Consider the following 21,001-nt stretch of genomic DNA (forward strand, 5'->3'; position numbering starts at 1 on the left):
TAAGTAGCGTGGCCGTTTGAACGCATAGCGTGACCGTCCGTTCGAGGGTGCAGCGCTAAGGTCGACACATCGGTCATCGGCAAGGGAGAACTCATGGGCTTGGAGCCGCCTCGGGCGCGCTACCGCCAGGTCGCGGACGATCTGCGTGAGGCGATCGTCCGGGGCGACCATGGCCCCGGAGACGCTTTGCCGAGCCAGCCCGAACTGGCGCGGAAGTACGGTCTGAACCAGACGTCGATCAACCGTGCGATCGCCCTCCTGGAGGCCGAAGGATACGTGCGGACCGAGCACGGACGGGGATCGTTCGTCGTCGAGACGCCCACGGTGAAGCGTGTTCGACGGATACCGCCCGGACAAGGCGCGGAGAACAGCAGCTTCGCGGAAGAGATGCGCAAGGCCGGACTCGAGCCCCGGACCGAGCTGGTGCAGGTCGAGGTCGCCGCCGTGCCTGCCGGGGTGACGCAGCGCCTCGGCCTCCAGGGCGCGGCGCGCGTGCTGGTGCGACGGCGTCATATGTTCGCGGACGAGCGGCCGGTGCAGCTCGCGGTCTCCTACATTCCGCTGGACGTCGCGGGCGGCATCGAGATCGCGACACCGGATACGGGGCCGACGGGGATGTATCGGCGGCTGGCCGAGCGTGGGCATCGGGTCGTCCGGTTCGCGGAGGAGATCGAGGCGCGACGGCCGCTCGCCGAGGAGCAGGAGTTCCTGGAGGTCGGGCGGGGCCAGTACGTGATGGAAGTGCAGCGGCTGGCGTTCGATGAGAGCGGGCGGGCCCTGGAGATGGTGACCAACGTCTTCCCCGGGCAGTTGTGGCGCCTCACGTACGAGTGGGCGGCGCCGGATGCCTTCTGAGCTGCCGCTCCATTCGGTGAGCGTGACCGGGGTGGTGGTGCGCCGGGATGGGCGCGTGCTGGCGATCAAGCGGGCGGACGATGGGCGGTGGGTGCCGCCGGGCGGGGTGCTGGAGCTGGACGAGAGCCCGGAGGCCGGCGTCGTGCGTGAGGTGTACGAGGAGACGGGCGTGCGGGTCGAGCCCGAGGGGCTGACAGGCGTCTACAAGAACATGGAGCGGGGCGTGGTCACGCTGGCGTTCCGCTGCCGCGTGGTCGAGGGGGCCGGGCGGGCCACCGAGGAGGCGGCCGAGGTCGCCTGGTTGACGGTGGACGAGGCGCGGGCGCGGATGGTCGAGGCGCGGGCCGTGCGGGTGCTGGACGCGGTGCGCGCGGACGGGCCGTTCGTGCGGGTGCATGACGGGGTTCGGGTCAGGTGAAGAGGTGGCCGGCGTTGACGTCGAGGGTGGCGCCGGTGGTGGAGCGGGAGTGGTCTGAGGCGAGGTGGAGGACGGCTCGGGCCACGTCCTCCTCGGTGGCGATGCGGCGCAGGGCCATGGCGGAGACGTCGCGGGCGCGGATCTCCTCGTAGGGGACGCCCTCGGTGGCGGCGCGGGTGCGCATCCAGTCGTCCAGGACGTCGCTGGCGATCCAGCCGGGGGCGACGCAGTTGACGCGGATGCCGGAGGGGCCCAGTTCGTCGGCCAGGCAGTGGGAGAGCAGGTGGACGGCGGCCTTGCCGGCGGCGTAGTCGCTGCGGCCCGCGTAGCCGGTGCGGCTGGACATCGAGGTGAGGTTGACGATGGAGCCGCCCTCGGGCATGTGGGGGGAGAGGTGGCGGCAGGCCAGGAGGGTGCCGTACGCGGCGGTCTCGATCGCTGAGCGCCACTGTTCGAGGTGGGTCTCGTCCATGTCGAGGACGTTCCGGCGGTGGGTGCCGGGGAAGGCGGCGTTGACCAGGACGTCGACGCGGCCGTAGTGGGCGGCGACGGTGTCGGCGAGGCGGCGGGCCTGGTCGGGGCGGGCGATGTCGGTGGGGACGGGGAGGGCGTCGCGGCCCTCGGCCCGTACCTCGGCGGCGATGGCGTCGAGGGTGGCGGGGGTGCGGGCGGCCAGGGCGAGGTCGGCGCCCTCGCGGGCCAGGAGGACGGCGAGGGTCCGGCCGAGGCCGGGGCCGGCGCCGGTGATGACCGCGATCTTGCCCTGGAGCGACATGCGGGCAGTGTACCAAGCGTTAGGTTGGGTTGCGTGTTTCGCGCATTGAGCGCTTCAATATGCGCGAAACGCGCAGTAACATGAGCGCGACGTGGAACGGGTCCGTCCCGGGATGTGAGGCCGGCGCGCGCGCCGGGGTACGGAGTGTGCGATGCAAGTCCCGATCAAGAAGAGCGTGGAACGGGTCCCCGGCGGCATGATGATCATCCCGCTGCTGCTGGGCGCGCTGCTGTACACGCTGTTCCCCTCGACCGGCGAGTACTTCGGCTCGTTCACCGGCGCCCTGTTCAGCGGATCGCTGACGATCCTGGCGGTCTTCTACGTGTGCATGGGCGCGAGCATCGACGTGAGGGCGACGCCGTACATCGTCAAGAAGGGCGGCGCGCTGCTCGGGGCGAAGATCGTCGCCTCGGTCATCGTGGGCGTGGTGCTGGGCCGGCTGCTCGGCGAGGCGCCGGTGAGCGGCGGGTTCTTCGCGGGGCTGTCCACCCTGGCGGTGGTCGCGGCCATGAACGACACCAACGGCGGCCTCTACATGGCGCTGATGGGCCAGTTCGGCAAGCCCAAGGACGTGGCCGCCTACTCGCTGATGACGATCGAGTCGGGGCCGTTCCTGACCATGCTCACCCTGGGTGTCGCGGGCCTGTCGGCGTTCCCCTGGCAGACCATGGTCGGCGCGCTGCTGCCGCTGCTGGTCGGCGCGATCCTGGGCAACCTCGACCCGGACCTGCGCAAGTGGCTGGGCGGGGCGACGCCCGTGCTGATCCCCTTCTTCGCGTTCGCGCTCGGCGCGAGCATCGACCTGACCAGCGTGTGGACGGCCGGGCTGCTCGGCCTGGGCCTGGGCGTCGCGGTGGTCGCCTTCAGCGGGACGATCCTGTTCACCGCCGACAAGCTGACCGGCGGCACCGGGGTCGCGGGCCTGGCGGCGGCGTCGACGGCGGGCAACGCGGCGGCCGTCCCCGCGATCGTGGCCAGCGCCAACCCGGCGTACAAGGAGGCGGCGGCGCACGCGACCGTCCTGGTGGCGGCCTCGGTGGTGGTGACCGCGATCCTCGTGCCGATCGTCACCGCGTGGTGGGCCAACCGGGTGAGGCAGCGGGAAGAGCGGGCGGCCGAGCCGGCGGAGGCGTCATGACCGAGGTGGTCATCGTCGCCGACGATCTGACCGGGGCGGCCGACAGCGCGGTGCCGTTCGCGGCGCGGGCGAGCACGGCGGTGGCGCTGGACGAGGCGTGGCCGCGGGCGCGGGTCGTGGCGGTCGACACCGACAGCCGGTACTCGCCGGAGGCGGTCGCGGCGGAACGGGTCGGGAAGGCGGTGGCGCGGGGCCGCGCGGACGGCGCCCGGATCGTCAAGAAGATCGACTCGACGCTGCGCGGGAACGTGGGCGCGGAGATCGCCGCGGCCCGGGAGGCGGCGGGCGGCCGCGTCCTGGCGGTGGTCGCGCCGGCCTTCCCGGCGACCGGCCGGACGGTGTCCGGCGGCGTGGTCCGGGTCGGCGGCGAGCCGCTGCCGGGCCGGCGGTACGGCGGGGACGTGGTCGCGCTGCTCGCCGCGGCCGGGCTCCGGGCGCGGCGGATCGGCTTGGACGCGGTGCGCGGCCCGGGTCTGGATGCGCGTTTCGCGCAGGCGCTGCGCGACGGTCTGGACGCGGTGGTGTGCGACGGCGAGACCGACGCCGACCTGAGGGCCGTGTGCGACGCGGCAGGCGACGGGACGGCGACGCTGCTGGTCGGCTCCGGCGGTCTCACGGCGGCGCTGGCGCGCACCCTGGGCCCGGCGGAGCCGGTCGCGGTGACCGCGCCCGCGGGTCCGGCGCTGGTCGTCATCGGCAGCTACTCGGAGCTGGCGCGCGCCCAGCGGGCCGAGCTGGTCGCGGGCGGCTGGACGCCGGTGCACGTGGGGCCCGGCGGCACCGGTGCCGACGAGGCCGTGCGGGCGGTGCGCGCGGGGCTCGCGGGCGGCGACGTCGTCCTGTCGGTCGACCCGGACGCCCCGGTCGACCGGGCGCGCGCGTTCGCCACGGCCCGCGCGCTGGCGGCCGTCGCGGTCGGCGGGGCGGACGCGGCCGGGATCCTGGCGGCGACCGGCGGGGAGACCGCGCGGGCCGTGCTGCTGGGGCTGGGCGCCACCGAACTGTGGCCGGTGGGCGAGCCGGAGCCCGGCGTGGTGGCCGGGCGCGTGCGGGGGACCGGCGCGCTGTTCATCACCAAGGCGGGCGCCTTCGGCGATCCCGCCACGCTGGCGCGCGTGGTGCGCGCCGTACGCACCGAACAGGGGGAGTGAGTCCCGGACATGGGAAGTGAGCCAATGGAACGCCCGATCGTCGGGATCACGATGGGGGACGCGGCGGGCGTCGGACCGGAGATCATCGTGCGCGCGCTGGCGGCGCCGGAGGCGCACCGCGTCAGCCGTCCGCTGGTCATCGGGGACGCGGCGCGGCTGCGCCGGGCCGCGGAGATCGTCGGCGAGCCGGTCGAGGTGAAGGTGGTGGACGGCCCTGAGGACGCCGCGTTCGAGCCGGGCGTCATCGACTGCGTCGACCTGGCCTGCGTCCCCGCGGACCTTCCGTTCGGGGAGCTGAGCGCGGTCGCGGGTGAGGGCGCGTACCGGTTCGTCGAGCGGGCGGTGGAGCTGGCGATGGCCGGCCGGATCGACGCGATCTGCACCGCGCCGCTCAACAAGGAGGCGCTGCACGCCGCCGGGCACCGCTTCCCCGGGCACACCGAGCTGCTGGCCGAGCTGACCGGCACCGAGGAGGTGTCGATGATGCTGAGCGCGCCGAAGCTGAAGGTGATCCACGTGACCACCCACATCGGGCTGGTGGACGCGGTGCGCCGCATCGAGCCCGGCCTGGTGGAGCGGACGGTGCGGCGCGGCCACGCCACCCTGGTGAAGTCGGGTGTGGCCGAGCCGCGGATCGCGGTGTGCGGGATCAATCCGCACGCGGGCGAGAACGGGCTGTTCGGGCAGGGCGAGGAGGAGGAGAAGGTCGTCCCGGCGATCGAGCGGCTGCGCGCCGGCGGGATCGACGCGCGCGGCCCGTTGCCCGCCGACACCGTGTTCTTCCGCGCGGTCCGGGGCGACTTCGATCTGGTGGTGGCGATGTACCACGACCAGGGGCACGGCCCGGTGAAGGTGATGGGCCTTGAGGCCGGGGTGAACATCACCGTGGGCCTGCCGGTCATCCGCACCAGCGTCGACCACGGGACGGCGTTCGACATCGCGGGGACGGGCACCGCCGACCACGAGAGCATGCTGGAGGCGCTGCGCCAGGCGGTCGATCTCGCACCCTCGCGGACGGAGGACAATGGGGGCCGTGAGAGCTGAGGAACGCCGCGTCCGGATCGCCCGTCTGCTCCGGGAGCAGCCGGTCCGGGTGGAGGAGATGGCCGAGCTGTTCGCGGTGTCGCCGTCCACCATCAGGCGCGACCTGGCGACGCTCAGCGACGAGGGCGCGGTCGTGCGGACGTACGGCGGCGCCCTGTCGGCGGCCCCGGGCGAGCAGTCGCTGCACGAGCGGGAGAAGCTGGCGCTCGCGCAGAAGGCGGCGATCGCGAAGGCCGCGGAGGGGTGCGTCCGGCCGGGCACGGTGCTGCTGCTGGACGCCGGGACGACGGTCGGCGCGCTCGCGGAGCGGCTGGCGTCCTGGGCCGGGATCACGGTGGTGACCAACGGCCTCACCACGCTGGAGGCCCTGGCCGACAGCGCGGGGGTGGAGCTGATCGCGCTGGGCGGCGCGGTGCGCCATGTCAGCCTGGGCATGATCGGGCCGATCGCGGAGGGCGCGCTGCGCGGGATCACGGCGGACGCGGTGTTCCTGGGCGCGGACGGCGTGGTGGCCGGGCGCGGGGTGTGCGAGGGCACCGCGGAGCAGGCCGCGCTGAAGCGGCTCATGGTGGAGCAGGCGCGCGAGGTGTTCGTGCTGGCGGACGCGAGCAAGCTGGGCCGGGCCGAGAGCCACTGGTGGACGGCGCTGGACCGCCCGTGGACGCTCATCACCGACGCGGGGGCGCCGGAGGAGGCCCTCGCCGAGTTCCGGAGGCGTCCCGAGGTGTCGGTGACCGTGGCGACCCCGGTCTGAACCCTTGTCCCGGCGGAGGCCGGACGCTAGCGTACCAAGCGATCGCTAGGTTGGTCTCTGCCGGAGGTCGCGTGGATCCCACCCTCACCCTCGCCAGCGATGTCGGAGGCACCTTCACCGACGTGGTCCTCACCGGGGACGACGGGCGCGTGCACGTGGCGAAGACGCTCACCACCCCCGACGACCCCACCGTCGGACTGCTGCGAGGGGTCGAGCAAGTCCTCGCCGACGCCGGAGCGGAACCGGGACGGGTCGAACGGTTCGTCCACGCCACCACCCTCGCGACCAACGTCATCCTTGAACGCACAGGCGTGCCCGTGGCTTTCGTCACCACGGCGGGGTTCCGTTCCATGCTCGCCCTGGGACGGCAGGCCCGCGTGGAGGAGGAACGCTACGACCTGGCCTACGAACGGCCCGAGCCGCCCGTCCCCCTCTCGCACACCTTCGCCGTACCGGAACGCATCGCCGCCGACGGCGAGGTGGTCGTCCCCCTGGACGAGGAGGCCGCCGCCCAGGTCGCCGAAGACATCGCGGCCCTGGACGTGGCGGCCGTGGCCATCTGCCTGCTCCACTCCTACGTCAACCCCGAACACGAGCAGCGCCTCGCCGACATCGTCCGGAACGCGCTCCCCGTAGGCACGCCCGTGGTCACGTCCTCGTCGGTGTGGCCCGAACTGGGCGAGTACGAGCGCGCCACCACGACCCTCATGTCCGCCTACGTGGGCCCCGTCATGGCGTCCTACCTCGAACGGCTCGGTGCGCGCCTGCGCGATCTGGGCGTCACGGCTCCGGTGCACGTGATGGAGTCCGCCGGGGGAGTGCTGCCCGCCGCGCTCGCCGCGTCCCGCGCCGTCTACACGATCGAGTCCGGCCCGGCGGCGGGGGTCATCGCCGCCGCCCGCGAGGGCGCCCGGCGCGGGCTGGCCGACCTCATCTCCTTCGACATGGGCGGGACCACCGCCAAGGCCGGGCTCGTGCGCGGCGGACGTCCCGGCGTCACCCACGAGTTCCAGGTCGGCGGCAAGGGCAGCTTCGGCGGGCGCCGTCCCGGCACCGGCGTGCCCATCAAGGTGCCCGCGATCGACCTCGCCGAGGTCGGATCGGGCGGCGGATCGATCGCGTGGGCGGAGGCGGGCACGCTGCGCGTCGGGCCGCGCTCGGCCGGCGCCGACCCCGGGCCCGCCTGCTACGGGCGGGGCGGCGCGCTGCCGACCGTTACCGACGCCGACCTCGTCCTCGGGCACCTCGCCCCTGACGGCTTCGGCGCGTTCACGCTGTCGGAGGAGCGGGCCCGCGCGGCCATAGCCGAACACGTCGCCGGCCCGCTGGGCGTGGACGTGGTGGAGGCGGCCGCCGCGATCCACGACATCGCCAACGCGCAGATGGGCGCGGCCGTGCACGTGGTGACGGTGCGGCGCGGCATCGACCCGCGCGGCTTCACCCTCGTCGCGCTGGGCGGCGCCGCGCCCACGCACGCCGCCCGCCTCGCCGAGCGGTTCGGCATCGCGCGCGTCCTGGTGCCGCCGCACGCGGGCGTCGGGTCGGCGGTCGGCCTGCTGTACGCCGACCTCGCCATCGAGCGCGCCCGCACGTTCCTCGCGCCCGTCGCGGGCCTGCTGTCGCGCTCGGGCAGCGTCGGCGGCCTGGAGCGCGTCTTCGACGACCTGGAGCGCGCCGCTTTGGACGACCTCGGAGCCGAGGAGGCGGTGTGCGTGAGGTCGGTCGGGATCCGCTTCATCGGGCAGGCGCACGCCTTCACCGTCGAGCTGCCCTCGGGGCCCGTCACACCGGAGACGCTCCGCCGGGCCGCCGAGGAGTTCTACAAGCGCTACCAGGAGTCCTACGGCATCGACCTGCGCGACCCCGCGGAGCTCACGACGGCGCGCGTCCGCGTCGTCCTGCCCGCGGGCTCGCGTGAACGCGTCGTCCCCGGCGCCTCCCCGCCGGGCGGGCGACCCGCGTCCGGGACGCGCCGGGTGTGGCTGGACGGCGCGTTCCGGGACGTCCCCACCCGGGACCGCGCGGCATGCGCCCCCGGCGAGGAACTGGCCGGGCCGTGCGTCGTCACCGAGCCGCAGTGCTCGCTGCTGATCCCGCCCGGCTGGCGCGGCGCCGCCGACGACCACGGCGCCCTCCTCATCCAGCGCGAAGGAGACCCGGCATGAACGAGGACACCGGCCTGACCGCCGAGATCCTGCGGAACGCGCTGTGCGTGGCGGCCGAGGAGGCCAGCATCGTCGTGGTGCGCTCGGCGTACTCCACGTTCATCGTCGAGGGCGCGGACGCGGCGGCGGCGATCCTGGACGCGGAGAGACGGCTCGTCGCGCACTCCCTGTCCACCGCCCTGATCCAGTGCGCGAGCCTGCGCAGCGCGCTGCCGTACGTGCTCGAGACCTACCCGCCGGACACGATGGCGCCCGGCGACGTGTTCGTCCTCAACGACGTCTACCAGGGCGGCATCCACGCCAACGACCTCCTCGTCTTCAAGCCCGTCTTCCTCGGGGACGGCGCGCCTCCCGCGTACTTCACGGGCACGCTCATCCACGTCGCCGACCTGTCCGGGCTGTCGGCGGGCGGCATGGCCTCCGACGCCACAGACGTGTTCCTGGAGGGCCTGCAACTGCCGCCCGTCCGGATCGCCACCGCCGCCGGCCTCGCCGACGACATGGTCCGGGTGCTGGCCGCCAACAGCCGCACGCCCGGCAAGCTCGTCGGCGACCTGCGCGCGCTCGTCGCGGGGGCCAACGTCGCGGCGCGCAGGCTGGAGGAGATCGCCCGCACGCACACGCCCGAGGGCCTGGCGCGCGGCGTCGACGCCTACCTCGCGCACACCGAGCGCCGCATGCGCGCCGGCCTGGCCGCGCTCCCGCCGGGCACGCACCGCGGCGAGTACCGGCTGGACGACGGGCACACCGTCCGCGTCGCCGTCACCGTCGACGGCCGCGGCGGCGTTGTGGTCGACTTCGACGGCACCGACGAGCAGGTGCCGCTGCCGGTCAACTCCGGCTTCTCCCAGACCCACGGCGGCGTGCTGTACGCGGTGCGCTGCTTCGTCGACCCGGCGCTGCCGATGAACGAGGGCTGCTTCACCCCCGTCGAGGTCCGGCTGCCCGCCGGGACGCTGGTCAACTGCACGCCCCCGTTCCCCGGCGGCGGCCGGTTCGGGACGGTCGCGGCGGCCGAGGAGGCGATCTTCGCGGCGCTCACCGCGGCGTCCCCCGGACGCGGGGGAGTGGCGGCGTCAGGCATTCTCCAGGCGTTCAGCGTCAGCGGGGCGGGCCGCCCGTGGCTGCACATGTCGTTCGACCTCGGCGGCATGGGCGCCCGCGACGGCCACGACGGCCCGGACGCGACGGGCGCGCTGTTCGGCGGCGGGCGCAACATCATCCCGCAGGCCGAGCCGATCGAGGCGCGGCTGCCGGTGCGGGTCGAGGAGGTCTCGCTCATCCCCGGCTCGGGCGGCGCGGGCCGCCACCGCGGCGGGCTCGGCACCCGCACCGTGATCCGGATGCTGGACGACGCGCGCGTCGACACCCGCGGCGACCGGCTGCTGCGCCCGCCGCCCGGCGCGGCGGGCGGCGGACCCGGCCGCGCGGGCGGCTACTTCCGCGAGCGCGCCGACGGCACCCGCGAGCCGCTCGGCACCAAGGCCACCCGCCAGCCGCTCGACGCCGGGGACGCACTGGTCGTGGAGACCTCCGGCGGAGGCGGCTACGGCGACCCGGCCGAACGCGACCCCGAGGCCGTCCGGCGAGACCTCGCCGACGGCCGCACCACCCTGGAGGACCCACGATGAAGTTCGGCGTGCCGCTGGGCCTGGTGCACCCGGCCATCTGGCGGGACCTGGCCGTGGAGGCCGACCGGCTGGGCTTCGAGTCGGTGTGGCTGCCCGAGCACCTCGTCTTCGCGACCGACCTGTCCACCGCCACCTACCCGGGCACCGACCGCCCCGGCATCAAGCCCGCGACGCCGCTGTTCGACGCGCCCGCCTACCTGTGCGCGCTCGCCGCCGTCACCTCCCGGGTCCGCCTGGGAACGGCCGTCTACCTCTACGGCCTGCGGCACCCCTTCGTCGCCGCGCGCGCCTTCGCGACCCTCGACCAGATCTCCGGCGGGCGCGCCATCGTGGGCGTCGGCGCCGGCTGGTACGAGGGCGAATGGATCGCCGCCGGCATCGACTTCGCCACCCGCGGGCGGCGGCTGGACGAGGCGATCTCCGTCTCACGGCGGCTGTGGACCGAGCCTGCGGTCGAGCACCGCGGCGAGTTCTTCGACTTCCCCGAGGTCGCGTTCGAGCCCAAGCCCGTCCAGGAACGGCTGCCGGTGGTCGCGGGCGGCGAATCCAAGGCCGCGCTGCGCCGCGCCGCCGCCCTGTGCGACGGCTGGATCAGCATGCCGCAGACGCTCGACGGCGTCCGGCCGCAACTCGACCTGCTCCGCGCGTACCGCGCCGAGGCCGGCCGCACGGAGCCGTTCGAGATCACCGTGCACGCCTACGAACTCTCCGGCCCGGACGAGGTCGCCGCCTTCGAGGCGCTGGGCGTCGACCGGCTCATCGTCCGCCCCTGGCGCCGCACGGGCGAGGCCGCCGAACGCCTCGCCGCCTTCGCCGCCGACCACGGCGTGGGCGCCTAGCGTTGGCGCGTCCCGTACTCGTACACCCTCACGATCGGATCGTGCTCGTACCAGCTGGCGATCACCGACGAGGTGTGCTCGCTGTCGACGAAGTCCACCCGCAGCCAGCCCTCCGCCCTCGTCACGCGCGTCTCGTGCCCGGGGTTGGGCGTCGCCGACACCAGCCGCACCCCGTCCCGGTCGGTGAACGCCAGCGCGGCCCGGCCGCCGTGCGTGGAGTAGCTGCGCACGTTGCCGCCCCGCTCCCGCTCCCGCTTGCTGCGCGTCGGCGTGGGCGTCGGCGTCGGGGAGGGCGACAGCGTGCCCGAGGCCGTCCCGTCGCCGTCCGGATCGTCCCGCGCCGCCGGGGTCCCGAGGGTCGGGCTGGCGTGGATCACCGGGCCCGTCACGGGCGGCGGCGCCGAACGATCGGAGATCGCGCCGCGCACCACGTCCCGCACCCCGAGCCACGACAGGGCCACGGCCAGCGCCGTTACGAGAGCCCATGGGGCAACGTACGACATCGCGCGACGCATTGGCACATGGTGGCATACGGTTCCGGCATGGCGAGTGTGCTCGTGGTGGAGGACGACCCGAACGTCCGGACGGCCCTCATCCGTGAACTGAGCGCGCGGTCGCACGTCGTCCGCAGCGTCGGAACGGCCATGGACGCCCTGCGCGAGGTGACCCAGTCGCCCCCCGACGTGGTGATCCTCGATCTGGGCCTGCCCGACCTCGACGGGGCCGAGGTGCTGAAGATGCTGCGCGGAGTGTCCGACGTCCCGGTCATCATCGCGACCGCCCGGGACGACGAACCCGAGATCGTCCGGCTGCTGAACGCGGGCGCCGACGACTACCTCATCAAACCGTTCTCGGCCGAGCACCTCAGCGCCCGGCTGGCGGCGGTGCTGCGCCGCGCGTCCCGCTCCGGCCCCACCGCCGAGCTGCGGGTCGGCGGCCTGCACATCGACCTCGACCGGCGGGAGGCGGCGCTGGACGGCGCCCCGCTGGAGCTCACCCGCCGCGAGTTCGACCTGCTCGCCTACCTGGCCGCCCGGCCCGGCCGGGTGGTGGCGCGGCGCGAACTCCTGGCGGAGGTGTGGCGGCAGGCCTACGGCGACGACCAGACCATCGACGTGCACCTGTCGTGGCTGCGCCGCAAGCTCGGCGAGACCGCGGCCAAACCCCGCTACCTGCACACCGTGCGCGGCGTCGGCGTGCGCCTGGCCGACCCGCGCAAGCCATGAGGCGGACGCTCGTCCTGGTGTCGCTGGCGGTGACCTCGATGGTCGCGCTGGCGTTCCTCATCCCGCTGGCGCTGACCGTCCGGGAGATCGCCCGCGACCGGGCGCTCACCACCGCCGAACGGCAGGCCAGCGCGCTCGGCCCGGTCCTGGTCGTCACCGAGGACCCGGGGGCGCTGGAACGGGCCGTGGCCAGCACCCAGGCCGGCGCCGCCCGGCGGATGGCCGTCCACATGCCCGACAACACCGTCGTCCCGCAGGGCCCCCGCGACGGCTCCCGGGCCCGCCTCGACCAGATCACCGAGGCGGCCCGGCGCGGCCGCTCGTACACCACCCGCGTCGACGGCGGGTACGCGCTGCTGCAGCCGGTGTCGCTGGACGCCGGCCGCACCGCCGTCGTCGAGGTGTTCATCCCCGACGAGGACCTCTCCCGCGGCGTGTGGAACGCCTGGCTGGTCATGACCGCCGTCGCCGCCGCGCTGGTGGCGGGCTCGGTCGCGGTCGCCGACCGGCTCGGCGCCCGCATGATCCGCTCCACCCGGCGGCTGGCCGAGGCCGCGGCCGCGTTCGGCAACGGCGACCTGCGCGTGCGGATCGACCCCGACGGCCCGCCCGAACTGGTCGAGGCGGGCCTGGCGTTCAACGCGATGGCCGACCACGTCGTGCAGCTCCTGGCCGCCGAACGCGAGATGGCCGCCGACCTGTCGCACCGGCTCCGCACCCCGCTGGCGGCGCTGCGGCTCAACGCCGAGGCACTGGGCGGCGGGCCCGTCGCCGACCAGACCCGCGAGGCCGTCGGCCGGATCGAGCACGAGGTCGACCAGATCATCCGCACCGTCCGCAAGCCGACCGCCCGCGGCAACTGCGACGCCGCCAAGGTGCTGCGCGAACGGGTCGCGTTCTGGTCGGTGCTGGCCGAGGACGAGGGCCGCTCCTGCGAGCTGATCGGCGCCGACCGCCCCACCTCGCTCCCGATCCCCGCGACCGAGCTCGCCGCCGCCGTGGACGCGCTGCTGGGCAACGTGTTCCGGCACACCGCCGAGGGCACCGACTTCGCCGTCACCCTGCACGTCGGCAAGGGCCTCACCGGCATCCTGGTCGCCGACGCCGGCCCCGGCATCACCGACCCCGCCGCCGCGCTGAAGCGCGGCAGCAGCGGCGGCGGCTCCACCGGCCTGGGCCTGGACATCGCCCGCCGCGCCGCCGAGGCCACCGGCGGGCACCTGCGCATCCACCGCTCGGTACTGGGCGGCGCGCAGATCCAGATGTGGTTCCGGACCAAGTGGCTACCGCCCCAGCGCCGCTCCCGCCGCCTGGTCAGACGCCGCCACTCCCGCATCTGACATCCACGCCCACGCCCCCCACGCGCGGGGACGCTCGCTCGTCCACTCCAACGCCTCGCGGACGGCGACCTGCCCATCCATCCGCCACCGCACCCATCGCCCCGAAGCCTCCGGGACGACCGGCAACTCCGGCAGCCGCCACGCCACTTTCATCGCGTCCGGTAGGGGCCGCCAGCCGCCCACCAGATCGACCATCGCGCACTCTTCGATGACGCCCAGCGCCGCCTCGTGCACGGGAATGAACGACCCATCACTGACCCCCGACCGCCCGTCCACGTGCTGCACGAACCAGAACGGAATCGCCATCCGCTCCCCGTACCAGTCGAAGAACCACCCACTCCGATCGCGCCACACGGACGACCCCAACTCGAACGACCACTCCGTCGTCCTTACAGCGGCCTCATCCCCATACAGGAAACTCCGCCGCGTCCGGAACCTGAGCCCCCCGAACCGCTCAGCGAACCCCTCACGCCGCACGACCACCTCGAACGGAACCGGCACCAACCGCCCACGCCCGTCCCGCACTCGCATCATCTCGGTGAACGGACGCGGCTTCTCCTCCACCCGCCAAGCATTCAGGGAGAGAAACCGGCGAGCCCTCTCCGACAAACCCGACATGTCGTCGAGCACATGCACACGACCATTTCCTTCAATTCGCAGCCAGCGCCTCGCGCACGCCGTTCTCAGGCCGACCCAGCACGGCGGGATCGGGACGCCTGACGATATCCGTGGTCGCCTTCATCATGGCCAGGGGCTCGCGCGCGTACCCCACCTCGGTCGCGCCCCTGATCCATGTACTGTGGCCGACACCCCACGCGTCCAACCCGGCGGCCCGGCAGAGCGCCACCGCACGCGGCAGGTGGAAGCTCTGGGTGACGACGGTCAGCCGCTCCACACCGAACACCCGCTTGGCCCGGATACAGGAGTCCCAGGTGTCCCGCCCCGCGTAGTCCCGGACGATCCTCCGAGCCGGGACACCCCGCTTCACAAGGTGGTCGCGCATCACGGTCGGCTCGTCGTACTCCTTGACCCGGTTGTCGCCCGAAACGAGCAGCACCTTCACCTTGCCGCGGCGATAGAGGTCCGCCGCCACGTCAAGCCGTCCAGCCAACGACAGCGAAGGCTCCCCGTCCCGAATCCCCGCTCCCAAAACCAGCGCCACCGGCGTCACCGGAACGTCCTGGACAGCCTTCCGGTGCGACGCGGTATCCGCGTACGCCCAGCCGATCGGCGCAAGCGCCAAACAAACGACCAGCCCCGCAACAAGCAGCACCAGCCCCAACCGCCGCCGCAAACCCCGCACCACCCTGCTGATCATGCCAAGTGAGACGCAACCCCCACCCACTTGGTTCGACCACCCCCGCCACGCTGCGTTTTCCAGGTAGGCCGACTTGCTCAGCGCTTCCCCAAGCGACACCCCAGACACCCGAACATCACGGCCGCTGCAAGAAGGTGTTCAACCGGCACCACGCCGCCCTCAAACGCACGCTGCTCACCAGCGCGGCTGGCCGCCATCGTCCAGGCGATCCAGCTCAGTGCCGGCTCTTGCTGGCTGAGCACAGGAGCGCCGATCGTGCCTCAGACACCGGTATGGCCACGCGATCGCCCACCGGGTGAGTGCGCCCGTGGGCAATGCCGCCGAGGCCCAGATCAGGCAGCCGTGCGGGTCGGTGCGCCGGTCGATCGGCTGGGCCTTGCTGGGAGGTCTCGTTGCGTCACCGGCACCAGCAGGGCTTGGCGGCCGGGCGGCAACGCCCGCCAGCGCGAGCCGATCCGGCGGCGCTGCTCGCGGAGGGGCACTGAAGCTCCTGGTGGTGCGGTCGACTCCCTGGTGTCGGACGTGCATGGGAACATGCGGCTTTTCGGATCCCAAGGGGCGGGGACATGGCGGAGACACGGTATTTCGAGAAGAACGACAAGGACGTCGTCCGACGCTGGCAGATTACCCTGGACGGGATCCGCTGCCGCATGGGCTGGGGCGTGGCCGGCGGCGTCATGCGCGGGTCGAGCATGACGCTCGACGACGAAGCGCACGCGCTCCGCCACTTCACCAAGAAGATCAGCGAGAAGAAGCGGGCCGGGTACGTCGAGGTCGCGCCAGAGGCGCCGCAGGCGGAGCCTGGTACCGAGGCGGACGTCCATCTGCTCGACGTGGTCGCGCACGGCGACAAGTACGAGCCGGTCGCCGGGCACGCCGGCGTGTTCGTGATCTTCCACGACTTCAAGGCCGGGCCCGGGCCGTTCTACGACTACTGCATCCTCGGCGAGACCGCGGGCCGGGGCCTGTCCCTGGTGGTGAAGAAGCCCGGCCACGACGATGCGATGGTGTCGGCCTTCCTGGACTTCGTCCGGCCGCGCGTCGGGCTGGCCTTCGACGGCCGCTCTCATCACAAGGTGCCGCTGCCCGCGCCGATCGGCCCGTTCGACCACGTGCTGTTCTGTGCGCCCTCGCTGACGGCCGCGAACCATGGGGGCAGGCTCGGCAGGGTCTTCCCGATCCGCGACTGCGAGATCGGCGACGAGGACACCGAGACGTTCGTCGAGGCACGGATCCAGGGGCGGAACTCGATGCCCTCCACCACCTGGGACCGCGAGCCGTTCCCCGTCATCGACCTGAAGTTCGACCTGCGGCGGGCGCACGGCTTCGAGGGAATGGGCGGCCGCACCTCGGTGCGGGAGAAGACGTTCAAGGTCTACCCGCGGGCAATGGTGGAACGGGGGCTGCGGCTCATGCCGGAGGCGGACCCCGGCAGCGTGCTGGAGATCCGCAACTACCGGCGCGACGTCCTGAAGGTGACACCCGAGCAACCGCGAACACTCGACGAGGCCGACCGCTTCCTCTCCGGACCGGCCACGACGGCATCGTGATATCGGCTGCGTTCGCCCTGTTGCAAGATGCCCTCTTCGACTTCGGGAAGGAAGCCTTGGTGCGTTCGAGGCGCTGCCGAGGCCATGACCCCAGTACGGCGCTGTCGCTCCACCAGAGACCCAAATCCTGTCAGCAAAGCGGCCGATCAGAGACCTTCGCGACCCCATCAGTTTGCACGGAGATCGTGGACCCCGGCTCCGGCTGATTCATCTTGTCCACGATCTGACAGCACGACCTGCGGCGAGTCAGTCAGACGAAGGCATATCGCGCACTGTGAGGCGTCATTCGCCGGCGGGCAACGCCACCGAACCCGGTGATCCTCTCCTCGCCGGATGAAGACTTTCGACAGGCGCCCCGCAAGCGGGGGCGCCGGGTGGCCGCCCCTTCATGCAGTCGCTGGAACAAGCTATCGCCGAGCACCACCGTTCTCCCCGATGTTCAATCTCCGTTTGAAGCCCTGGCCATGCCGGGTGACACGGTCGACTACGTCGAGCTTGCCCGGCCGAGGAGGTTACGGGAGAACAAGGAAAGTGTGGTCACCCCGGAGAATACTTCGCCATCTCGGACGGTACCACACCGGTCCGGACCAAACATGGGACGCCAACTGAGCCCGCTCCCTCACCGCCATCCACCACAAGCCGCAGCATGGCAGGATAGATGACCACGTGGCGCTTTCTGAACACGTCCAACCCCGACTGGCCGCACCAGGATATGAGAACTGGAGTTGATCGATGATGTCCCGCGACGGTGGGACCCCCAAGCTGGTCAGGCAACATGAGTTGGTTCGGCATATAAGCCGCGGAGTGGCCAGCCGGGCGCCATTGAAGTGGACCCGGATTGATGCGGTTTACATGCTCGCAGGTAATTGGTTTCATCGCCGAATTGCCATTGAGACGGAAACGGGTCCGTATGACGGCTTTCCGCCCGAGCTTGTCGACACCGATTCGGTGCACGAACTGCGGGATGTCATGTACATGCCAGGGGCGGGAACTTGGTTTACGATGTATTTGACCATCACATCGGACGGCGACGTCAGCACGAGCTTTGACTACGATGATCGGCCATCAATGAAGAGTCCGATCGGCCTTGCGCTCAAAGCTGACCTTGAGAGGTATCCGCGATCGAGGATCCCCCAATGGATGCGCGACGAGATAGCCGAGGCAGAGCGTTTGATCTACGAGCGCGGCTATCCCTCAGGCAGTTCGGCGCCGGATGCTACTGCCATATTCCCAGGACAGGCCAGCGAATGCGCACCGCAGGCCATCGACGCGTCAGCAGTTTTTTCGCCGTCCGACGAGATGCGGTACATCAGAATCGACCGTACCGATGATCCGGCGTCCGATCCTGTGACCATCTTCTGTGAGATCGATGAGGAGGGGTACGAGAATCGTAAAGTCGAGATCTTCCCTGACGGCAGATCCGATTACGCAGGCGGACTCGAGGAAGGCGAAACAACATGGCTAAACGATGACCCGGTACCCATGGTGTCCGAAATATCTCGACGACCAGGTTTCGCAGCCTGCGAAATCACATCGGCAGAATTTCAAGTGGCCTGGACGACCGCCGGCGGGTTCGAGGATTGAGATACTGCAGTGGTATACCAGCCTTGCCGAATTGGGCTGTTCGGTATCAAGGTGCCCCGCCGGCGCGGCGCGTCGGGAGGCAAGCAATATCCGCAGGATATCGGCCCGACCTCACCGGTACGGATTCGCCATGATCTGACGGGGCGTCGTCTCGCTCAATATCTGCATATGCACTTCCGCGTCGGCGATCTCAACGTTCTCGGGAATCATCGGACCGCCCAATGCCGGAACAGGCGCGAAAGCATACATGGTATCCGGACCAACCGGCCCCAGCCGTTCGAGAACCCGATCGAACAATCCAACCTCGTCGTCGCCATCGATGTCCAGCGCCCGTGCTTGCTGGGTCAGCAATGCCGAATAAAGCTGCAGGTCGCGGTCGAACTGACTGTCCATTTCGTCGGACTGGTCATCAGGAAAGATCGTCCCGAAAACAGGGTTGATCGTCAATGCCATTCCGGTTCGGTCGCCCCAAAGACTCAACTGGCCGAAGGCCGACCGTGTTACCGCACACCAACGATCCGGGCCTGGATCGAGTTCAAGGTCGGCGGTCCAGGTGTCGACCGCCGGCTGCCACGCCACTGGATCGCACAGCCACCACAAACCTTTGGCGAAACCGGCGAAACCAAACTTCCGCCAAGCCTCCAAGAGGGCGTCGGGAACCCGTCCGCCGAACTCTCTGTATCGATCACCCGGCACCGGTACCGATGAAAACGGTACACCCCACTTCCGGATGACAGCGTCGGTGGTCATGATACTCATCAGTGTTCCGCTTCCCACCTGATATTTAAGATATCAGCTGCTCAGCATACTCCCCGCCACTTCGACACTGTCAGCCGATCGACGGGCTGACTGGGTCGTTCCGGCCGATCCACCTGCTCGACTTAGTGAGACACGCCGCCACGAGCGGCGAAACATGGTCTGGCTCAGTGTCGGGTCGTCCCGGGCGCTTTGGCGAGCGTCGTCATCCAGGCCGCTGATAAGGGATAGACGCGGATGCCGGCACAGGCCGAGGGTTTGCTGTGCAGCAGAAAAGTACAAACAACGCTCGGTCGCAACGGCTAACGCGTGCTTACGGTGGCACACGTCATTGGCTGGGCAGGTCAGGGCCTGTCGTGGCTCACGCTGGATTCGGGTTGTGCCACCTCTCGGCGAGAGCACGCTGTGAGAGCGGCCTTCCTGGTCCTTGCAGGCTCGGGAGGTAGTCAGCGAGAACCGCCTCTTCTGGGGCTGGCGTCACTTTGGTGCGGCTAGAGTCCAGATCCAGCCAGGGAGACGCTTCCTGCTCTCCGTTCGCCGGTTGCTGGTGACACGGTATTTCGGGTGAGGGGCATGAGGACTCGAACGAGCCGACCAAGGCGAGAGCTGCCCATACGCCCAAGGGGCCGCGCGCCACGTTGGCGCCGGTGGTAGAGGGCGCTTGGCCGGCTCGCGTCCAGGATCGCCATCGACGCCGCCAAGATCAGGCCGTCCACGGTGAACGGGACCAGGTGTGCCGTTCTGCCAGGCCCGCCGTGCGTGCGGACCAGTTCGTATGCATGCCGGTAGGAGATGACCGCGGCCACCGACAGCCAGGACGGCGGTCGCGGTGGTGGCGCGAATGAGGCAGTCAGGCATCCGGCGGCGTCATGATCGCCGAGTTGTGCGGGAGCGGGACGCAGGTGGGTGGCAGCCATCGGGCGTGCGCTTGGCCGTGCCGTTGACGGTTGCGGTCATCGTGTCTTCGGTGATTCGTAGTGACATGAGTGCCGGTCGACTGGCTTGGACTGGGTTCCCGGTCCTCTTCTTGTGTTTTTGCAGGTGAGTGGCTCTTTGGGGGCTGTCTCGGACTGGGGCGGATCTTGGGTGGATAAGGGTGGCTCAGCGGTTCCCTAAGTGAGGCCCAAGCCTGGATTCTGTGTCGATCCAGGTGGGGGAGGGGCGCCTTTCCGTCCGATGCCTTGGGGAGCCAGCTCGGGAGCACGCTCGTCCCTACGCTGACTTGGTCTTGCGGGTGAAGATGTCGTTCATGTGCTCAGCGCCGTCGCGGATCTCAGGCTTGAGCTGGTGGCGGTAGACGGTTTCGGTGATCTTCGTGCTGGAGTGCCCGACGAGGATGCTGATCTTCTCTATGGGGACGTCGTGGTCGCTCATGAGGGACACGAAGGTGTGCCGTAGCTCGCGAGGGCACCACTCTGTGGGGTTTAGGTCCGCCGCTGTGAGCACCCTGCGGAACCGGTGCCGGACGTGTTGCGCCGTGTAGGGGCGCCCGTCCTCGTGGCAGAACACGAGATCGTTGTCCTGGTACGCCTCGCCGGCCTTGAGCTTCTCGGCGCCCTGCCTCGTCTTGTGGCTGCGGAGCACCTCCACGCCCATGTCTGCGATGCCGAGTCCGCGTCGGCTGAGCGCCGTCTTGGTCTCGCCCTTGTGGCGGTCGGCTCGCAGGACGTAGACGGTCGCCTTGTCGAGGTCAACGTCACTCCACTTGAGGGTGCGGAGTTCCTCCGTGCGGAGCCCCGAGACGATCGCCAAGACGACGTACGCACCGAACCGGTGCATCGGCTTGCTTGCCTCTTCGAGCAGCGTGCTCGCTTGCACCAGGCTGAGCGAGCGCGACTTTCGGGCGGGCTTGCCGTCCGGGGTGTCCACCAGTTCGGCGACGTTCCGGCCGATGCGGTCATGGCGCGCCGCTCTGCGGATCGAGCGCTTGAGGATGCTGTGAACGATGCCCAGCGAGGACGATGTGAGGTGTTCGGCTCTGCCGTTGAGCCACGTCTCGACGTCGTCGGCCGTGAGTTCCTTGAGGCGAGTCCGTCCGATGAACGGGATGAGCTGGTGATCGGCGAGTGACCGGTAGACCTCGTTGGTCTTCGGTGACTTGCCGGACTTGGCGAACGCGGCGAGGAACTCCTCTACCGCGTCCCGGACGTAGTAGTTGCGGTCCGTCTTGACGCCCTTGTCCAGCTCTTCGACGGCCTCTTTGAGCTTGTCCTTGACCTCTGTCTTGGTGCGCCCCTTCCTCTTGAGCCGCTTGCGCTTGCGCTTGCCGTCCGGGCCGAAGCCGAGCGAGAGCGCGCCGGTGTACCCGTCGCCCTCCTCGTAGATCGACCCCTCGTACGTGCCGACCAGGATCTTTGCCAACGGATCCCTCCTCGTATCGATCGAGGTCACCACCGACCATAACTCAAGACGTCCCAAGACGTCCCTAGGTTGGGAGGCCCTTTTTACGGGCGAGGT

The 21,001-nt window shown here is 70.9% G+C and carries 20 protein-coding genes; 13 read left to right on the forward strand and 7 right to left on the reverse strand.

What is annotated here, in order from left to right:
* Positions 1-93 precede the first annotated feature (93 nt).
* Both ACZ466_RS33930 and ACZ466_RS33935 read left to right on the forward strand, forming a co-directional pair.
* Positions 94-855 (forward strand): GntR family transcriptional regulator, encoded by a 762-nt coding sequence (locus ACZ466_RS33930; protein WP_378289165.1) that lies wholly within the window; start codon positions 94-96, stop codon positions 853-855.
* The gene (locus tag ACZ466_RS33935) at positions 845-1,273 is read left to right on the forward strand and encodes an NUDIX hydrolase (protein WP_378289163.1); all 429 of its coding nucleotides are present in this window, start codon (positions 845-847) and stop codon (positions 1,271-1,273) included. Before ACZ466_RS33930 ends, ACZ466_RS33935 begins: the two co-directional genes overlap by 11 nt.
* On the opposite strand, the gene ACZ466_RS33940 is transcribed toward ACZ466_RS33935, so the two are convergent.
* Positions 1,266-2,048: an SDR family oxidoreductase gene (locus tag ACZ466_RS33940; RefSeq protein WP_378289161.1), complete on the reverse strand. Its 783-nt coding sequence runs from the start codon at positions 2,046-2,048 to the stop codon at positions 1,266-1,268. The two genes, ACZ466_RS33935 and ACZ466_RS33940, sit on opposite strands and share 8 nt — an antisense overlap.
* Before the next feature lie 151 nt (positions 2,049-2,199).
* On the opposite strand from ACZ466_RS33940, the gene ACZ466_RS33945 reads away from it, so the two are divergent.
* From ACZ466_RS33945 to ACZ466_RS33975, 7 genes are all read left to right on the forward strand, one after another.
* Positions 2,200-3,186 carry a 2-keto-3-deoxygluconate permease gene (locus ACZ466_RS33945; RefSeq protein ID WP_378289159.1) on the forward strand — a complete coding sequence of 329 codons (987 nt, stop codon included), beginning with the start codon at positions 2,200-2,202 and terminating at the stop codon, positions 3,184-3,186.
* Positions 3,183-4,337, forward strand: a complete 1,155-nt coding sequence (locus ACZ466_RS33950; RefSeq protein ID WP_378289157.1) for a four-carbon acid sugar kinase family protein — start codon at positions 3,183-3,185, stop codon at positions 4,335-4,337. The genes ACZ466_RS33945 and ACZ466_RS33950 overlap by 4 nt, the downstream gene beginning before the upstream one ends.
* A 9-nt stretch (positions 4,338-4,346) precedes the next feature.
* Complete coding sequence (pdxA, locus tag ACZ466_RS33955; protein ID WP_378289155.1) at positions 4,347-5,381, forward strand: 4-hydroxythreonine-4-phosphate dehydrogenase PdxA; 1,035 nt, start codon at positions 4,347-4,349, stop codon at positions 5,379-5,381.
* A complete protein-coding gene (locus ACZ466_RS33960; protein ID WP_378289153.1) occupies positions 5,371-6,135 on the forward strand; it encodes a DeoR/GlpR family DNA-binding transcription regulator in 765 nt (254 codons plus the stop codon). The genes pdxA and ACZ466_RS33960 overlap by 11 nt, the downstream gene beginning before the upstream one ends.
* Positions 6,136-6,206: 71 nt before the next feature.
* On the forward strand, positions 6,207-8,300 hold the full coding sequence (locus ACZ466_RS33965; protein ID WP_378289151.1) for a hydantoinase/oxoprolinase family protein: 2,094 nt from the start codon (positions 6,207-6,209) through the stop codon (positions 8,298-8,300).
* Positions 8,297-9,931: a hydantoinase B/oxoprolinase family protein gene (locus tag ACZ466_RS33970; protein ID WP_378289149.1), complete on the forward strand. Its 1,635-nt coding sequence runs from the start codon at positions 8,297-8,299 to the stop codon at positions 9,929-9,931. The genes ACZ466_RS33965 and ACZ466_RS33970 overlap by 4 nt, the downstream gene beginning before the upstream one ends.
* Positions 9,928-10,770 carry a TIGR03619 family F420-dependent LLM class oxidoreductase gene (locus ACZ466_RS33975; protein WP_378289147.1) on the forward strand — a complete coding sequence of 281 codons (843 nt, stop codon included), beginning with the start codon at positions 9,928-9,930 and terminating at the stop codon, positions 10,768-10,770. Before ACZ466_RS33970 ends, ACZ466_RS33975 begins: the two co-directional genes overlap by 4 nt.
* Here the strand turns inward: ACZ466_RS33975 and ACZ466_RS33980 are convergent.
* Positions 10,767-11,231 (reverse strand): hypothetical protein, encoded by a 465-nt coding sequence (locus tag ACZ466_RS33980; RefSeq protein WP_464041787.1) that lies wholly within the window; start codon positions 11,229-11,231, stop codon positions 10,767-10,769. The genes ACZ466_RS33975 and ACZ466_RS33980 overlap by 4 nt on opposite strands.
* Positions 11,232-11,312: 81 nt before the next feature.
* Between ACZ466_RS33980 and ACZ466_RS33985 the strand changes: the two genes are divergently transcribed.
* Both ACZ466_RS33985 and ACZ466_RS33990 read left to right on the forward strand, forming a co-directional pair.
* Positions 11,313-11,996, forward strand: a complete 684-nt coding sequence (locus tag ACZ466_RS33985; RefSeq protein ID WP_378289143.1) for a response regulator transcription factor — start codon at positions 11,313-11,315, stop codon at positions 11,994-11,996.
* A complete protein-coding gene (locus tag ACZ466_RS33990) occupies positions 11,993-13,336 on the forward strand; it encodes a sensor histidine kinase (RefSeq protein WP_378289140.1) in 1,344 nt (447 codons plus the stop codon). The genes ACZ466_RS33985 and ACZ466_RS33990 overlap by 4 nt, the downstream gene beginning before the upstream one ends.
* Here ACZ466_RS33990 and ACZ466_RS33995 read toward each other — a convergent pair.
* Both ACZ466_RS33995 and ACZ466_RS34000 read right to left on the reverse strand, forming a co-directional pair.
* A complete protein-coding gene (locus ACZ466_RS33995) occupies positions 13,280-13,972 on the reverse strand; it encodes a hypothetical protein (protein WP_378289138.1) in 693 nt (230 codons plus the stop codon). The two genes, ACZ466_RS33990 and ACZ466_RS33995, sit on opposite strands and share 57 nt — an antisense overlap.
* Positions 13,973-13,985: 13 nt before the next feature.
* On the reverse strand, positions 13,986-14,654 hold the full coding sequence (locus tag ACZ466_RS34000; protein WP_378289136.1) for a SanA/YdcF family protein: 669 nt from the start codon (positions 14,652-14,654) through the stop codon (positions 13,986-13,988).
* A gap of 566 nt (positions 14,655-15,220) precedes the next feature.
* Between ACZ466_RS34000 and ACZ466_RS34005 the strand changes: the two genes are divergently transcribed.
* Positions 15,221-16,204 carry a WGR domain-containing protein gene (locus ACZ466_RS34005; protein WP_464041788.1) on the forward strand — a complete coding sequence of 328 codons (984 nt, stop codon included), beginning with the start codon at positions 15,221-15,223 and terminating at the stop codon, positions 16,202-16,204.
* An 804-nt stretch (positions 16,205-17,008) separates the two neighbouring features.
* Positions 17,009-17,788, forward strand: coding sequence for a DUF6881 domain-containing protein (locus ACZ466_RS34010; RefSeq protein WP_378287623.1), 780 nt, complete (start codon positions 17,009-17,011; stop codon positions 17,786-17,788).
* Between the two features lie 111 nt (positions 17,789-17,899).
* On the opposite strand, the gene ACZ466_RS34015 is transcribed toward ACZ466_RS34010, so the two are convergent.
* From ACZ466_RS34015 to ACZ466_RS34025, 3 genes are all read right to left on the reverse strand, one after another.
* Complete coding sequence (locus ACZ466_RS34015; RefSeq protein WP_378287625.1) at positions 17,900-18,538, reverse strand: GAD-like domain-containing protein; 639 nt, start codon at positions 18,536-18,538, stop codon at positions 17,900-17,902.
* A gap of 497 nt (positions 18,539-19,035) precedes the next feature.
* Positions 19,036-19,461, reverse strand: a complete 426-nt coding sequence (locus tag ACZ466_RS34020; RefSeq protein WP_378287627.1) for a DUF2637 domain-containing protein — start codon at positions 19,459-19,461, stop codon at positions 19,036-19,038.
* Between the two features lie 295 nt (positions 19,462-19,756).
* Positions 19,757-20,935: a site-specific integrase gene (locus ACZ466_RS34025; protein WP_378287628.1), complete on the reverse strand. Its 1,179-nt coding sequence runs from the start codon at positions 20,933-20,935 to the stop codon at positions 19,757-19,759.
* Positions 20,936-21,001 lie beyond the last annotated feature (66 nt).

This window comes from Actinomadura rugatobispora, from assembly GCF_055379765.1.